12 protein-coding genes and 3 pseudogenes are annotated in these 16,020 nt (G+C 54.4%); 9 read left to right on the plus strand and 6 right to left on the minus strand.

Annotated features, from left to right (window positions below; genetic code table 11):
• Nucleotides 1-10 precede the first annotated feature (10 nt).
• A complete protein-coding gene (locus ACYZT3_RS09790) occupies nucleotides 11-3,229 on the plus strand; it encodes a transporter substrate-binding domain-containing protein (RefSeq protein WP_282378542.1) in 3,219 nt (1,072 codons plus the stop codon).
• A 45-nt stretch (nucleotides 3,230-3,274) separates the two neighbouring features.
• Here the strand turns inward: ACYZT3_RS09790 and ACYZT3_RS09795 are convergent.
• Nucleotides 3,275-3,472 (minus strand): annotated as a pseudogene (locus ACYZT3_RS09795) (aldo/keto reductase); the annotation flags it as partial.
• On the opposite strand from ACYZT3_RS09795, the pseudogene ACYZT3_RS09800 reads away from it, so the two are divergent.
• Nucleotides 3,461-4,379: pseudogene (locus tag ACYZT3_RS09800) on the plus strand (reverse transcriptase domain-containing protein); the annotation flags it as partial. The pseudogenes ACYZT3_RS09795 and ACYZT3_RS09800 overlap by 12 nt on opposite strands.
• Before the next feature lie 161 nt (nucleotides 4,380-4,540).
• A complete protein-coding gene (locus ACYZT3_RS09805; RefSeq protein ID WP_282378544.1) occupies nucleotides 4,541-5,983 on the plus strand; it encodes a mechanosensitive ion channel family protein in 1,443 nt (480 codons plus the stop codon).
• An 11-nt stretch (nucleotides 5,984-5,994) separates the two neighbouring features.
• On the opposite strand, the gene ACYZT3_RS09810 is transcribed toward ACYZT3_RS09805, so the two are convergent.
• Both ACYZT3_RS09810 and ACYZT3_RS09815 read right to left on the minus strand, forming a co-directional pair.
• Complete coding sequence (locus tag ACYZT3_RS09810; RefSeq protein ID WP_282378546.1) at nucleotides 5,995-6,246, minus strand: hypothetical protein; 252 nt, start codon at nucleotides 6,244-6,246, stop codon at nucleotides 5,995-5,997.
• 80 nt (nucleotides 6,247-6,326) lie between these two features.
• Complete coding sequence (locus tag ACYZT3_RS09815) at nucleotides 6,327-6,536, minus strand: hypothetical protein (RefSeq protein WP_282378549.1); 210 nt, start codon at nucleotides 6,534-6,536, stop codon at nucleotides 6,327-6,329.
• A gap of 409 nt (nucleotides 6,537-6,945) precedes the next feature.
• On the opposite strand from ACYZT3_RS09815, the gene srmL reads away from it, so the two are divergent.
• Both srmL and queC read left to right on the plus strand, forming a co-directional pair.
• A complete protein-coding gene (gene srmL, locus ACYZT3_RS09820; RefSeq protein WP_462032356.1) occupies nucleotides 6,946-8,094 on the plus strand; it encodes a PheS-related mystery ligase SrmL in 1,149 nt (382 codons plus the stop codon).
• A gap of 230 nt (nucleotides 8,095-8,324) precedes the next feature.
• A complete protein-coding gene (gene queC, locus ACYZT3_RS09825; RefSeq protein WP_282378739.1) occupies nucleotides 8,325-9,014 on the plus strand; it encodes a 7-cyano-7-deazaguanine synthase QueC in 690 nt (229 codons plus the stop codon).
• A gap of 52 nt (nucleotides 9,015-9,066) precedes the next feature.
• Here queC and ACYZT3_RS09830 read toward each other — a convergent pair whose 3' ends face one another.
• Together ACYZT3_RS09830 and ACYZT3_RS09835 are read right to left on the minus strand one after the other, a co-directional pair.
• A complete protein-coding gene (locus ACYZT3_RS09830; protein ID WP_462031980.1) occupies nucleotides 9,067-9,945 on the minus strand; it encodes a queuosine precursor transporter in 879 nt (292 codons plus the stop codon).
• Nucleotides 9,938-10,534: a helix-turn-helix transcriptional regulator gene (locus ACYZT3_RS09835; RefSeq protein ID WP_462031981.1), complete on the minus strand. Its 597-nt coding sequence runs from the start codon at nucleotides 10,532-10,534 to the stop codon at nucleotides 9,938-9,940. The genes ACYZT3_RS09830 and ACYZT3_RS09835 overlap by 8 nt, the downstream gene beginning before the upstream one ends.
• A 461-nt stretch (nucleotides 10,535-10,995) precedes the next feature.
• On the opposite strand from ACYZT3_RS09835, the gene ACYZT3_RS09840 reads away from it, so the two are divergent.
• Nucleotides 10,996-11,382, plus strand: coding sequence for a DUF6124 family protein (locus tag ACYZT3_RS09840; protein WP_462031982.1), 387 nt, complete (start codon nucleotides 10,996-10,998; stop codon nucleotides 11,380-11,382).
• A gap of 33 nt (nucleotides 11,383-11,415) precedes the next feature.
• Entirely contained in the window at nucleotides 11,416-11,670 is a 255-nt protein-coding gene (locus tag ACYZT3_RS09845; protein WP_282378559.1) for a hypothetical protein, read from the plus strand.
• Between the two features lie 260 nt (nucleotides 11,671-11,930).
• Here ACYZT3_RS09845 and ACYZT3_RS09850 read toward each other — a convergent pair.
• A pseudogene (locus ACYZT3_RS09850) lies at nucleotides 11,931-12,124 on the minus strand (NADP-dependent glyceraldehyde-3-phosphate dehydrogenase); the annotation flags it as partial.
• A 174-nt stretch (nucleotides 12,125-12,298) separates the two neighbouring features.
• Between ACYZT3_RS09850 and ACYZT3_RS09855 the strand changes: the two are divergent.
• Together ACYZT3_RS09855 and ACYZT3_RS09860 are read left to right on the plus strand one after the other, a co-directional pair.
• A complete protein-coding gene (locus ACYZT3_RS09855; RefSeq protein WP_462031983.1) occupies nucleotides 12,299-13,711 on the plus strand; it encodes a TolC family outer membrane protein in 1,413 nt (470 codons plus the stop codon).
• Between the two features lie 133 nt (nucleotides 13,712-13,844).
• A complete protein-coding gene (locus ACYZT3_RS09860) occupies nucleotides 13,845-15,983 on the plus strand; it encodes a type I secretion system permease/ATPase (protein ID WP_462031984.1) in 2,139 nt (712 codons plus the stop codon).
• Nucleotides 15,984-16,020 lie beyond the last annotated feature (37 nt).

Genomic DNA, 16,020 nt, shown 5'->3' on the forward strand with positions numbered 1-16,020 from the left:
GAGCCTGATCATGCGTAATTGTTTGTGGGCTCTGTTGCTGTTCTGTGTACCGGGAGCACCGGTTGCGGAAGCTGACGAGCCACAGCTTTTGCATTTGCTGGGACGTTCCTCGGTGGAGGGCTATCAGGTCCAACTGAATCAAAAGGACTGGCAGTGGCTGCGCGACAAGCGAGTCTTGCGCCTCGGGGTGTCGGGGCCGGATTATCCGCCGTTCGAGATCACGCGCAATGTTGATGAACTGGAAGGCATCACCGCAGACTATGCCGCGCTGGTGGCGCAACTGCTGCACGTCAAAATCGAAGTGCTTCGTTACCGCACACGCGAAGCGGCCATGAATGCGCTCAAACACGATGATCTGGACCTGCTCGGCACGTCCAACAACTTCGAGGCGGCCGATCCCGAGCTGACCCGTTCCAGTGCTTATGCTGAAGATCAGCCCATTCTGGTGAGCCGAGTGGACGAGCAAATGCCCGTCGATCTGGCGGGTAAACGCATCACCATGGTCGATGACTATCTGCCGTCGCAGACCGTCGAAGCCTTCTATCCCGAGGCCAGCCTGCAACGTTATGCCTCGGTGGTCGATGCGCTTGGGGCGGTGGCGTATGGGCAGGATGACGTGTACCTCGGTGACCTCATCAGCGCCAATTACCTGATCAACTACAACAACCTCAATAACGTTCACCTGGTGGGGCCGTCCGGCCTCGACGCTAACCCGTTCGGTTTCGCATTGGCTGGGGGCAATGTGCGTTTGAAAAGCATTGTCGACAAGGCCCTGACGGCGATCCCCATGGATCAACGCTCGGCCATTGAGCATCGCTGGAGCGTGGGCAAGGCCAAAATGATGGGTCAGCAGCGCGTGAGTCTGAGCGCGAGTGAAAAGCGCTGGCTGGATCAGCACCCGACGGTGAATGTCGGCGTGGTCGAGAATTTTGCGCCGCTGACGTTTTACGACGCCGAAGGGCGATTCAGCGGGTTGACGGCGCAACTGCTGACGCTGATCAGCCAGCGCAGCGGCTTGAACTTCAACGTGCTGCGGGGGCATTCCCTGGACCAGCAAATCCAGCAACTCAAGGCTGGCGAGATCGACGTGTTGCCCGCCCTCATCCCTACGACCGAAGGCGTCGCCGAGCTGCGTTTTACCAGCCCCTACGTGACGAATCCGTACACGCTGGTCAGTGCAATCAGCCCCGGTAGCCCAAGGACGCTGGACGATCTGGCAGGGAAACGCCTGGCGATTTACCACAGCCATCCGATGCGCTCGTTCATTCAGGCAAAGGCGCCGGATGTGCGGATGGTGGATGTCGAAAACCCGGCCCAAGGTCTGGAGTTGGTCATGAAGGGGCAAGCCGATGCCGCGCTCAGTTCGTTGTTCATGACCCGTTACCTGATTGCCCGGTATTACCGCGAGCGTCTGCGGATCAGCAGCACCGTGGGCGATGAACCGGCGCGCATTGCCCTGGCCATCGGTCGTGATGCGCCGCAGTTGCAGTCGATTCTAAACAAGGCGTTGCTGAGCATTTCGCCCCAGGAGATGGACGAACTGGTCGCCCGTTGGAGCAATGATGTGGTGGTGGATGACAGCTATTGGCTGCGTCATCGCGAAGGGATTTTCCAGGCATTTGCTGCGGCCGGCGCCTTGTTGTTGCTCGCACTTGCCTGGATTGCCTGGCAGCGTCGGCAGATCCGTCAGCGCCAACAACTGCTCGGGCAATTGCGAGACGCCAAGAACGCTGCCGATGATGCCAATCGCGCCAAAACCACATTTTTGGCGACCATGAGCCATGAAATCCGAACGCCGATGAATGCCCTGATCGGCATGCTCGAATTGGCGCTGAAGCAAGCGGAGGAGGGCGTCACTGACCGTTCTGCCATTGAAGTGGCGTCCGAAGCCGCGCAGCAATTGCTGGCGTTGATCGGCGACATCCTGGACATCGCCCGCATTGAATCCGGGCATTTGTCGTTGACCCCTGCGCGAGCGAATCTGCGGACACTCGTGGCGTCGGTGTGCCAGGTGTTCGAAGGCCTGGCACGGCAGAAGAATGTGCAGTGGCGAGTGGAATTGGGTGAGCACTGCGACCGTGACGTGTTGGTCGACCCCACGCGCCTCAAGCAGGTGCTGTCCAATCTGCTGAGCAATGCGATCAAGTTCACCCGTGAAGGTGAGGTGAGCCTGACGCTGCAAGTGGACCCGGGTTTGCCGGGGCATCTGGCAGTCAGTGTGCGCATTGAGGACAGCGGCATCGGGATCAGTCTGGTCGATCAACAGCGATTGTTCAGCCCGTTCGTGCAGGCCGGCAGCAGCCAGCAGTCCGGCCGTAACGGGTCCGGCCTGGGGCTGGTCATCAGCCGTTCTCTGTGCGAAATGATGGGCGGCCGATTGCAGCTCGTCAGCGTCCTCGGACTGGGGACGCAGATTGAAGTCAGCCTTGATCTGATCGCGTTGCAACCGTTGTTGCCCCGCGAGTGGGTGGATAGCGGTTTGCAGGTGCTGACCCGGCCGCTGACGATTCTGGTGGTCGACGATTACCCGGCCAATCGATTGTTGCTCTCACGCCAGCTGAGCTATCTGGGGCATCGTGTGCTGGAGGTGGAGAACGGCGAGCGCGGTCTTGCGCAGTGGCGCGAACATGAGCTCGATTTGGTCGTCACCGACTGCAATATGCCAGTGGTCAGCGGTTATGAGCTGGCAGGTGCGATACGCGATGAAGAGCGTGCCCATGGATTGCCGCCGACGCTGATTCTGGGATTTACCGCCAATGCACAACCTGAAGAGAAGGTCCGCTGCCTGGAGGCGGGCATGGATGACTGCCTGTTCAAACCAATTCGGCTGGCGGATTTGCGTGCCTGGTTGGCGTCCCGATTTGTGAGTGAGCCGCCAGCGCCGGTAGAAGAGCAATCAACGTCCGAGATCGACTTGACCGGCCTGGAGCTATACGTCGGTGACGACCGGACGCTGATCAATCAATTGTTGCGCGAACTGGCCGTGACCAACCTCTACGATCGCGATGATCTGCTTGCAGCGCACGTCAGTGGCAATTGTCACCGTCTGCAAGACCTGGCGCACCGCATCAAAGGTGGTGCGCGCATGGTCCGTGCAGAACGTTTGATCGAGTGCTGCGAACATCTGGAGCGTGCCTGCGCCGAGGGGCGCGCGACGTTGATCGACGAGGCCGTCGATCAATTGCAGCACGCCATGTCACGCCTTGATCAGAGCCTCAAGAGAGACTGACGCTTAATCCCAGTGTGGCGCGATGCGTTTGGTCGACGAAGGAATCACTCCGAGTGTTTTGGCTTCTAGCAGGGCGCCCATGAGCGCCTCGACCGGCACTTGATCTTCCGGGGACGGCCAGTGGATCAGGGTCAAGTCCAGGTAGTCGGTTTGCAGCTTTTGCAGGCTTTTTTTGAGGCTGTCGATCAGTCGATCCCTGGCGAAGTTGGCGACCCAGATCTTGCTGGTGATGAACAGACCGTCGAACATCTACTGACTCAGTGGGCGGCGACTCGTAAACAGCTTCTATCCGGTATCTACCGGCCCAGTCCGGTAAGCCGCGTGGTCATTCCCAAACCCGACGGTGGTCAGCGCGAGTTGGGAATTCCGACGGTCATCGACCGTTTGATCCAACAAGCGTTGCTGCAAGTCTTGCAGCCATTACTCGATCCGACTTTCAGTGAACACAGCTACGGCTTTCGCCCGGGACGCTGCGCGCAGGACGCCGTTCTGGCGGCTCAGCGCCATGTGTCTTGTGGGCGCAGAGTGGTGGTGGATGTTGATCTGGAGAAGTTCTTCGACCGGGTCGATCACGACATCTTGATGGATCGTTTGCGCAAGCGGATTACGGATCAGGCGGTTATCCGGCTGATTCGGGCGTATCTGGATGCGGGAACGCTGATCAATGGCGTGGCCGAGAAAAGCCGCTGCGGGGCGCCGCAAGGCGGCCCGGTGTCGCCGTTGCTGGCGAATGTGCTGCTGGACGAAGTGGATCGGGAGCTTGAACGTCGAGGACAAGGCGCGCAAGCAGTTCAAGCAACGGATACGCGAACTCACCCGTCGCTCAGGTGGCCGCAGTCTGCGACAAGTCGTCGAAAATCTACGCCCTTATCTCTTGGGCTGGAAAACTTACTTTGGGTTGTCACAAACACCGAAAATCTGGCGAGAGCTGGACGAATGGATACGACACCGATTGCGAGCGATCCCGCTTAAGCAGTGGAGGCGTGGACCGACGATCTACCGCGAACTGAGGGTGCTGGGAGCCAGCAGTCAAACGGCCCGGAAAGTGGCGGCCAACTCGAATAGCGGGTGGCGTAACAGCCGATTTGAGCTGAATCGAGTGTTGGATGTGGCATGGTTCGACAGGCTGGGACTGGTGCGACTCTCATAACCTCAATCTCTCGAACCGCCCGGTGCGGACCCGCATGCCGGGTGGTGTGGCAGGGGAGTGGCCTATGAAGGCCGCCCCCTATGCCGATTTTTTCAAAGCTATAACTCCACAAGCGAAATGTGTGCGATCTTCCGCTCATTGGCCTTCGCTGGAGTTGCTTGATGCTGTCACTGCTCACCGATCACCCTTTGCTCTGCGCGATGGCTTTGATCGTTATCGATCTTGGGCTGTGGCGTCTGCTCAGTGCCAATGGCAGCCACTGGAAACTGTTTGTGCGGCTGGTGATTTTCTCGTTGTTCAGTGTCCTGCTGTTCAACGAGGGCATGAACCCCATGGAGCCGGCGCCCTGGGCCGACAACGTCCCGGTGCACCTGGCGGCCACCGGTTTGCAGATCGGCTGGTGGCTGTTCGGCGCACGAACCCTGACGGTGCTGATCGGCGCGGTGATGACGCAACGGGTCGGGCACACCGGGCGCTTGCTGCAGGATTTGCTCGGCGCGGTGATTTTCCTGATTGCGATCATCGCCGCCCTGGCGTATGTACTCGATCTGCCGGTCAAGGGCGTGCTGGCGACCTCTGGTGCGTTGGCGATCATTGTCGGCCTGGCCTTGCAAAGTACCCTCAGCGACGTGTTCTCAGGGATCGTCCTGAACACCACCAAACCCTATCAACTGGATGACTGGATCTCCATCGACGGCACCGAAGGTCGAGTCACCGATATCGACTGGCGCGCGACGCGCCTGCAAACGGCCCAGGGCAGCATGGCGGTGATCCCCAACTCCCTGGCGGCCAAGGCCAAGATCATCAACTTCAGCCGGCCCAGTGATATTTTCGGCGTATCCATCAGCTTGCAACTGAGCCCGCACGCTCGTCCGCAAACGGTGATCGACGCGCTGGAACGGGCGATGCAAGGATGCCGCTATCTGTTGAACAAACCGGCGCCGAGCGTAGCGTTGAAGGGCACCAGCGCCACCGGCGTGGAATACGAAATCAGCGGTTTCGTGGTCTCAATGGACCAGAAACGCATGGTTCGTAATCTGCTGTTCGACCTGGCGTTCCGGCACTTGCAGGCCAGTGGTGTCAGCCTGTTGTCGAACGACGAACCGAATGCACCGGCCAACCTGTCACGGCCACGGGCATTGCTGGACGCGTCGAACATTTTCTCGACCCTGCGTCAGGAAGAGAAAGAAACCTTCAGCCAGAACATGACACTGCAAACCTTCCGCGCCGGTGAAATGATCCTGTCGGCGGGGGAGGTCAGCGATCATTTGTTCATCATTGAATCCGGCGTCGTATCGGTGGAGCTGAGCCGAGGCGGGGTCAAGTTCGAAACCGGGCGCATGGGGCCGGGAGAGGTGATCGGCGAGGGCGGGATTTTGTCGGATACGGCGTTGCCGGCGGACTTCAGCGCCAAGACGGTCTGCAGCGTGTACCGGATCGAGAGGGAATACCTCCAACCGTGCCTGGATGCGCGGCATGACATCGGCGAAGCGATGAAGGCGTTGCTGGATTTCCGCTTGAACAAGGCCCAGAGGTTGACTCAAGAAGCGCCTAAGGTTGTGCAGAAGAAGGGGTTTTTGCAGTGGCTGCGCAAGCGAGCGTAGGGGTTCGAAGGTCACGGGCGCCCAACGGGGCAGGCGATCAACAGCAAGGCTAGATAAGCCAGGGTTTGTCGACGCGTCAGCGGTTTTTTGTGCACCGACTGCTGCGCTGCGATCCGGGTGCGGTCATGTCCGTGAATCTGGGAGAGCAGAAAGGCTTCACCCGCCTGTTCCGGCATTTCCCACAACAAGGACTCCAGGTGCCAACGCGCTTCGGAATTCGGTGTAGTGGCCGGTGGCAACGGCATTTCGGATGAGGACGACATGGCGTTGCGCAAAAAAAAACTTTTTTATTTTTTGTGTTTTTTGCGATATCAAACGTCAATTTTGCAGCGTCATTGCTAAATTAAAAAATAATACTGTTTTCTGGTAGTTTCTCAATCTCAGAAATATTTGCCGTATTGAAACCTAGGTGCGCACATTCTCTGAGGAAGTCTTCTGAATCCGAAATTATTGATAACTCCCCCTGACCAAAGAGCGTCGATATTATTTTTGATGTTGGCATAAAATCCTCCTCTTCTTTCCAATGAGCGGCAAGAGAGTTCTTGTCGCTCATTGGTATTATTTACTTCCCCGTGTGAGCCCAAGCCAGAGGTGCCCAACCAAAATTATCCGGGCCAGAAGTGATTCGGTTGAGTTTTTCTTTGATGATGTTTTTCTTTTTCATCTGATCTTCCTTGTTCATTTTGTTGGTTTGTACTCCCTGAAATGCTTGGGAGTGGACTAATTAATACAGGGTTTTTGATGTGTTAAATAATTTGTTAGGAGTTTTTTAGAATTAATTTACTGTTGGAGTCCTCGTAAAGCTCTATAGGTTATTTGTGTAGGGCGTATCTGTAATATTGTTCTGAAAATTTAATATTTTCCTTTTTTTTGGTTGTGGCTGATGACCTGATGTCGTTAGGTTTATTTATGGGTTTTGTTTTTTGAAAGCAAATGTTCAACTGTTAATAGAGGGTTATATAGTGCATGCATCAAAGAAATGCCTGACAGATACGTCTGTCCATCAAGCTCTACTACTGGTTGATCTTACCGAGGCAAGCGCACCCGATCACGCCGTCCGACTATTGCTAAATGAAGTTCTTCAGGAGCTTGCTGAAAAAGGCTGGCCCCAAGCGCAACTTCAGACCGGACCACGAATTGTGTCCGCTGAAGAAAATTACGGTTTGCTGGGTTATGACCCAGCAGAAGTCACTCTTGGAAGTGAACACACCCGTTGGGTCGATGAGTGTTCCCTTTTGCGTACACAAACCACCAGTCAAATTCCGGCGCCACTTCAGCGTGCAGCTCATGTGCGGCAACCGGGGGAAACGATATTGCTGGCCGCGCCAGGTATCACTTTTCGTCGAGATAGTCGGGATCGTTGGCATTGCGCAGAACCACATCAAATGGATATCTGGGTGCTGGGTGATCCGGAACTGTCGACGCATGACCACGTGTTGCGTCTGGTCAGCGATATCCTCAAATCAGCCGTTCCTGACAAGCGTTGGGTCTACAGCGATAGTCCGCATCACTACACGGAGGGCGGAATAGAAGTGAATGTGTTGAATGACGGCGCTGCGGTCGAGGTGCTGGAGTGCGGTCGTATTGCTACGTCTTTGTTAGAGCGCTTGAAGATTGATCCGCAGTGTCATGGAGGGCTGGCGCTCGGGATGGGGTTGGATCGACTGACCATGCTGCGCAAGGGGATTCCGGATATTCGCTTGCTGCGTGATCAGAACGTACGAGTACAGGCGCAGATGCATGATTTGAATCCCTGGAGCGCTGTATCACGTTTGCCTTCGATTGCTCGTGATATTTCGTTGGCGGTAACGCCAGGGTTAAGCGAGGAAGTGTTGACCGAGAGGATGTTACAAGCTGCTGGCGACAACTCTGACTGGATCGAGGAGATGCAGGTCAAGGGACGTTGGGGATTCTCGGATTTACCTGTGCAGGCAATTGAACGCCTCGGACTGCTGCCGGGCCAGGAAAATGTGCTTCTGCGCGTTGTACTGCGTGATTGTTCGCGATCAATCACTACCCACGAGGCGAACGCCTTGTATGCGAACATTCAGTCGGCGTTGCATGAAGGCGCGCCGGGGGCGGGTTACAGAATGGATCTTCCAAAGGTTTGAAAGCGCCATTGTCGAATTGCCCAAGTAATCAATGAGACCGCGTAACTGCCGTTTGAAGCGGGTCATCAGTGATGACTGGTTGGAAAATCCATCGGGCATCCAGCATAGAACTGACACAAACGGAAATCGGAGACGGTCATTTCGGAAACCTCCCACACCCAGAGTTTGAGCTTCCCGGTAGGGTCAACGGCCCCGGTACCCTGCCGGGACACCCCAAGGAAGAACGAACCATGACCAGAAAGGCCGTTATCGTTTTCAGCGGCGGACAAGACTCAACCACCTGCTTGATCCATGCATTGCCGATGTACGATGAAATTCATTGCATTACGTTTGATTATGGCCAGCGCCATCGTGCGGAAATCGAAGTGGCGCAACAGCTTTCGAAACAGCTTGGTGTGAAGGTACACAAAGTAATAGACGCTTCATTGTTGAGCGAACTGGCCATTAGTAGTTTGACGCGCGACCACATTCCAATTGCAAGAAGTACGGGGAGCGGTGTGCCTGATACGTTCGTGCCAGGCAGGAATATTTTGTTTTTAACGTTGGCTTCTATTTATGCCTATCAAGTGGGCGCTGAGGCTGTCATCACAGGCGTTTGTGAAACAGAGAGTTCTGGCTACCCGGATTGTGGTGATGAGTTTGTCAAGGTGTTGAACAGCGCCATTCACTTGGGCATGGGTTATAAGATTCGAATCGAGACGCCGCTTATGCGGCTTAATAAAGCTGAGACTTGGGCTTTGGCTGATTACCATAAGCAGTTGGATTTGATTCGTTACCACACATTGACTTGCTATAACGGAGTAATGGGAAGTGGGTGCGGCGACTGCGATGCATGTGTTCTTCGTGCGAAAGGATTAAATGAATTTCTGGAAAGCAGAGCAGAAATCACAAGTAGTCTAAAAATTCAATTAGGTTTGTGAAATGAAACTTGCTAATCAGGGTGGAGCTATTAACTGCTAGCTCCCCTTGGTTTTATGGTGTTTGGATGCGAGCGGTGTACCTTTTAAACAATGACCTCGCCCCGTAGGCAGGTAGAATATTAAAAAAAGCAAAACACATTTTTATAGCTATCTGAACATAGGCTATATGTAGTATTTCGCTGTTTTGCATGGTTCCATAAAACGCAATAAAGCAAAAAAGGAAGCTGTCGATTATCACTGCGAAGAATGTACTAAAAAAGACTCGCAGAAAAAGAAGTCTGGAGTTTGTAAGCTCTTTTATTTTACATAGCAAATAAGAGTTTACGTACTCGGAAAAAAGAAAAGAGACGGAAGACGCCACTAATACGGATGAAACATGGCTGATGAGTTCGCCATAAGAAGTATCAAGCTTCCAGCTAGGCAGTCCTGGAAGATAGCTAGTGGCGTTTAATAGAGCAAAAATAAAAGCGTTACTTAAGAATGCGAACAATATAGCTTTTCTTGCAAGCCTGAATCCATAAAATTCGTTCAATAAGTCGACTATTAAAAATGTCAATGGATACAGGAAGACACCTGGGGTGACAATGACGCTAAATTGCTCTAGATAAAACAATTTTGCCGTGGCGAAGTTTGTAAAGATGTACAGCGTAAAAAGTATTAGATTTAATACAACAAAAATAATCCACGCTCCTTCGTGACGATCATTTACTTCGTATGCGGTCGGTGCGGTTCCGCGAGAATAGAACTTCCGATACACGCTTTTTATTTCTGCTTTGTTTAAATTATCCAGTATCTCGCTTTTTAATAGCGAGCTCAGCGTTATTTTTATAACTTTTCCAGTGGAGAGAATCATGATTATTGCTAGGTTTTTATCGTTTTCAAATCCCAATAATTTATATTTACTGTTCTCGATCGCGTCTTTGTTAATCATTAAACCTTTCCTCAATGATTTCCCCTACTACACAGAAAACATCAGAAGTAAGAGCGCGATCATTGGCTATAAATAATTTTCTTGTGGTCTTGTTGTATATTAATTTTTCTCTATCGCTGTTCAAATGTCCCTTGTTTATTATTAACAGGTCTCCAGGTTCATTGGTCCCACTGATTTCGCTCTCAAGAAGCACGCCGATTAAATTGCACGCAGCACCGAAATAGTATGTCAAGGGATGAAGTGTCGCTAGCTCACCGATTCTTTTGTCCAAACTCTGAATAAGCAGGCTTTCTTTGATTATGGGGACTGCGGCTGGATTCATGTTTCCGTGAAGGGAAATACTACTTTCGATTATCTCTTTCTCCTCAAAATCTATGCTTTCTATTTCTTTATAGGATACTCCGAAAAAATCAGAAATCTTGCGAATTGTGGACTGTTGAACATTTACAACTTTACCCTCCAAAATGTTGTATATCGTAGTTCTGGTTAAACCAATTGAGTTGCATAGTGATAGTTGTGTTTCTCCGCGACTTTTTATCAGATACTTAATATTGTTTTTCAAGGTTTCTGTTTTTTCTTTTCTGTGCATTAAATATCACCGTTTGTTTATTGCTAGAGAAAATTTCCCCGATACAGCTGAGTAACGATGGTGGTGTTGTTTTCAGAGAGCCCTACATCCTGAATGCTTGAATTATGTGCAAAATAATGCCGTAAGCACGTTGGCAAACGTTAGATAATGTGTCGCGGTGGGGGCGTAGGGGCATATCACCGAAATTTCTTACAGAAATGAGGAAGTAATGGTTGTTTCGTGTGCGGCACAGTTTGCCGGGGGAAATATCGTCTATTTTTTTGTAGCTATCGAATCTTGCTAAATGTACAAATATTAACCATTTATAATCATTTTTTTGCACAGATGTTCACTTGTTTGATTAACAAAGTTAAATTTATTATTAATGTTTTTACCTCTCTAATAACACGCGTACAGTAAGCATCCTTGTCCCGGCTGGCAGTGTGGGACTTGCATTTTTTAACTTTGCAAGGAGCTCTGTTATGAAAAAATCCACCATCCAATCCGCGGAATCACCAAACGATTCCCCCAACAACACCGTCGATTCATCCAATCCCGCCAAAGTCACCGAACAACTCGTCAGCGTGCCCCTGCGCAATCACACACGTCCCGAATCTGCCAAGTATTTCTTCGCCGTCGTTCCGGATGTCGACATGGAATCCCTGCTCTGTCACGCCTCTGAAACCCTCGCCTCCCTCAGTGTCATGGCCACTGATCTCGCCCGTGAACTGGAAGGCCCTCGTCGCCATGTCATTGTGGGTATTCAGCAACTGTCCGCGCTGGGCGAATTGCTGGTCAATCGAGCGCTGGACAACCTGGAGCCGCCCCGGGGATCGTCTGAAGGTCGTCCAACTGCCAACGCTGAATAATCGTGTGCCTTTTCCCAATGGAGGTTTTTCATCATGGATCGATACATGCCTATCACTGGCATCGACTGCAACATCCCATCATTGCTGATCGACACTGAAGCACCACTGGACGTGTTGCATGAAACCGCGGCCTACCGCATTCGTACCGCAACGCAACTGCTGGAGAGCATTGCGTTTGGCGAGGGTGTCCACAGTGAGCTGGCGCGGGTGTTGGTGACTTCACTGCGCGATGGCTGTGATTTGATGGATGTCGTCGGACGACGACTGCAGGTGCACGTTTCAACGTAGAAAAAGGGCGCCTTTCGGCGTATTGCCGATCAGTTAAGCCGTAAGACGATCTGTAGCAGAGATCGTGTTACGGGTTAACTGATCGGCTCCGACGGCTGGCTACTGTAAGGGCTTCAAAAAAGATGATTATTTGTTATTAATAAAATCAATGAGTTACGCATTTTTTTGAAGGATCAGCACCGTAGACTTTTCAGATTTACTGATAAAAACATATGAAACTTTCGAAATAAATGAACCGCTCGGGCCGGGTCTGTTTCCATCCCGAGGATCACTTGTTCGCCCCATTTTCGCCGGCCACGTAGACCGGGCTGCGGACCACGGCGAGGGGGCCGTTCCAGGTTTTCAGTTCACCGTCGACGAGGTACTCGCGTTGCTCGGTCTTCGCGTCGAGGCGGTATTTTTCCGGGATGTCGCGAGCGTGAGAGAACAGGTTGCCAAGGATGTTTTGGGTGATGCGGATAAGGGTGTTATCGCCACTGCCGTGAGGTCAAGGCGTGCGAGCAGGGCTTTTCTCGAGATGATGGTTAGTGGCTACAGTTCGGTCTTGTTGCTGCCTTGGGCTCGGCGTAGGATGCGCGCCCTGATCAGCATGGCTGAATCGTTTTACCCGGACTCGACACGGATTGTTATGACTCACCCCACCCGTTTTTTTTCACCGCTGCTCATTCTTACGATAGTGACGATCCCGGTTATTGCCGATGCAAGTCCCGATCGCGCCGATTTGCTGGGGGTTTACCGTCAGGCGGTCGAGCACGATGCTCAGCTTTCTGCGGCGCGCCATGATTACCAGGCCCGGCGCGAAAGTGTTCCGCAAGCCCGGGCCGGGTTACTGCCAACGCTCAACGCCGGCAGCACGGTGGAGTCAGTGCGTCTGCAACGTGATGAGCCGGGTCTGACACGCACTCGCAGCACCGCGGTATTTCAGGCCAACCTCAACCAGCCGCTGTTTCGTGCCGATCGCTGGTTTCAACTCGAAGCGGCGCATGCCAGTGTCTCGCAGGCCGAACTTGAATTGGGTGCCAAGGAACAGGGACTGGTCCTGACCACGGCCCAGGCCTATTTCGAAACCTTGCGTGCGCTGGATTTGCTGGCTGCCTCCAAAGCGGAGGAAGCCGCGCTCAAGCGCCAACAGCAACAGGCCCAAGCGCGTCTGGAAAATGGTGCGTCGAGCATCACCGATGTACTCGACGCCCAGGCCGCCTACGACAACGCCAATGCCAATCGCAAACTCGCCGAACGCAAGGTCGACGATGCATATGAAGGGCTGTCCCGTTTGACCAGTCAGGACTATTCGGCGATCGAGGGCATTCAACATCAACTGCCCGTGGAGCTTCCGGTCCCCAACGATGCCAACGAATGGGTCAGCCGCGCGGTACGTCAGAACCTTGCATTGCAGGCCAGCAGCTACGCGGTGATTGCTGCCGAGCAAACCAATCGCCAGCGCAAGGCCGGCTATGCACCGACCGTCGATGCGGTGGCGTCCTGGCGCAAGGGCGAAAACGACAGCTTCGGTTATAGCAACCCCACCGACTTCGGGCGTAACGGCTATCGAGGAAATGTCGCGCAAGGCAGCATCGGCCTGGAGCTGAACATTCCGTTGTACGCCGGTGGCATGACTCGCTCGCAAGTGCGCGAAGCGACCGAACGGCTGGCCCAGAGCGAAGATGAGCGAGAAGACCGGCGCCGCGAGGTGGTGCAGAACACCCGCAACTTCTACCGCGCCGTCAATTCCGATATCGAGCAGGTGATTGCCCGCCGACAGACGATTCGCTCCGGCCAGGCTTCGGTCAAGGCCAATCAGGTGGGTCGTGATCTGGGCTCGCGTAATACCGCTGATGTGCTCAATGCCCAGCGCCAGCTGTATAGCGCTGTACGTGAATACAACAACGCTCGTTACGACTACATCATCGACACGCTCAAACTCAAGCAAGCAGCCGGAACGTTGAGCCCCACCGACCTGACCGATCTGGCGATGTACCTGACAAAGGACTACGACGCGGATCGGGATTTTCTGCCGCCTCAGGAGCGCAAGGCGCTCTGATCATCGATTCATACGCCTGAGTGAAATAAATCTCAGGCGATGATGTCGTATTGATACTAATTGTTTCGGGTTTGATATAACCTCTTGAAAGATTTATGAATTTATTGCCGCTATGCGGCACGCATGGAAGCTTATGAGTGATCAAGGAAGGGGCGCCGAGTCGCCCACGCCAGACACCGGTCTCGTGTGTCTGGTGATGCTGGCCCGGTTTCATTCGGTGGTGGCATCCGCCGAGCAACTGGCTCACGAATTCGCTCCGGCGAATCAGCCATTCACGCAACGTGAACTGCTGCTCGCCGCACGCAAGCTGGGACTCAAGGCCAAATCGGTCAACACCACCATCCCCCGTCTGGACCGTACGCCAATGCCTGCGATTGCGGCCGATGGCGACGGGACGTTTTTCATCATTGCCAAGCTGGACCAAGGGAAGGCGCTGATTCAGGACCCGCGATCGGAGCGTCCTGAAGTCATCACCTTCGAGGCCCTGGCGGCGCGCTGGACCGGTGAACTGCTGCTGGTGCGTTCCGAGGCCGGGTTGCCGGGTGAAACCTCGCGGTTCGACTTCACCTGGTTCATTCCCGCCATCGTCAAATACCGCAAGCTGTTGGGCGAAGTGCTGCTGGTGTCCTTTGCCTTGCAGCTGTTTGCGTTGGTGACGCCGTTGTTTTTCCAGGTGGTCATGGACAAAGTGCTGGTGCATCACGGTCTGACCACCCTCGATGTCATCGCAGCAGGGTTGTTGGGCATCATGGTGTTCGAGTCCGCCTTGAGCGGTCTGCGCAGCTACGTGTTTGCCCATACAGCGAGCCGTATCGACGTGGAGCTGGGTTCGCGATTGTTCCGACATTTGATCAACCTGCCACTGGCGTACTTTCAGGCGCGGCGGGTTGGTGATTCGGTCGCCCGAGTGCGTGAACTGGAGAACATTCGCAGCTTCCTCACCGGCAACGCCATCACCTTGTTGCTGGACGTACTGTTCTCCGTGGTGTTCGTCCTGGTGATGTTTTATTACAGCGGTTGGCTGACTCTGATCGTGCTGCTGTCGTTGCCGTTGTACGTGTTGGTCTCGTTGCTCATCACGCCACTGTTGCGTGCCCGGTTGCAGGACAGTTTCACCCGTGGCGCGGAGAACCAGGCGTTTCTGGTTGAGACCGTGAACGGTATCGATACCGTGAAATCCATGGCCGTCGAGCCTCAGGCCATCCGTAAGTGGGATAACCAGATGGCGGCTTATGTCGCTGCCGGTTTCAAGACCCAGACCTTGTCCACCATTGCCAACGAAAGTGTGTCGTTGATCGGCAAACTGGTCACGGTAGCGACTCTCTGGCTGGGGGCTCGATTGGTGATTGACGGTCAGCTGTCGGTGGGCGAGCTGATTGCCTTCAACATGCTCGCCGGTCGCGTCAGCGGCCCGATCATGCGCCTGGCGCAGTTGTGGACCAGCTTCCAGCAAACCGGGGTTTCGGTGCAGCGTCTGGGCGACATTCTCAACACCCGCACCGAGCTGTCCCAGGCCACTCGTAGTGCGTTGCCGCCACTGAGGGGGCAGATCGAGTTCGACCAGGTGCATTTCCGTTATCGTGCCGACGGCTCGGAAGTCTTGCGCGGGGTCAGTCTGCAGATCGCGGCCGGTGAGGTCATTGGTGTCGTGGGGCGTTCCGGCTCCGGCAAAAGCACTCTGACGCGACTGCTTCAGCGCCTGTACGTGCCCGAGCGCGGACGGGTGCTGGTCGATGGCATGGACCTGGCGCTGGCCGACGTTTCCTCCCTGCGCCGGCAGATCAGCGTGGTGTTGCAGGACAACATGCTGTTCAACCGCAGCATCCGCGAAAACATCGCCCTGAGCGATCCGGGCGCACCGCTCGAAGCGGTGATGCATGCCGCCACCATGGCTGGCGCTCATGAATTCATTCTGGAGCTGCCCGAGGGCTACGACACCATGGTCGGCGAGCACGGCACCTCGCTCTCCGGCGGTCAGCGGCAACGGGTCGCCATCGCTCGCGCCTTGATCGGCAACCCGCGGATTCTGATCTTCGATGAGGCCACCAGCGCCCTGGACTACGAGTCCGAGCGGATCATCCAGCAGAACATGCAAAGCATCTGCGCCGGCCGCACGGTGATCATCATCGCCCACCGATTGTCGGCGGTTCGCGATGCCAATCGCATTCTGGTGGTCGATCGCGGGCAAATCGTCGAGCAGGGCAGCCATGCCGAATTGCTCACGCATCAGGCCGGCCACTATTCGCGTCTGCACCGTATGCAACAGGGCTGAGCAGCCCTTCACTCACTCGTCATTGGTTTGTCGACCG

The sequence above is a fragment of the Pseudomonas sp. MDT1-16 genome (assembly GCF_054898115.1).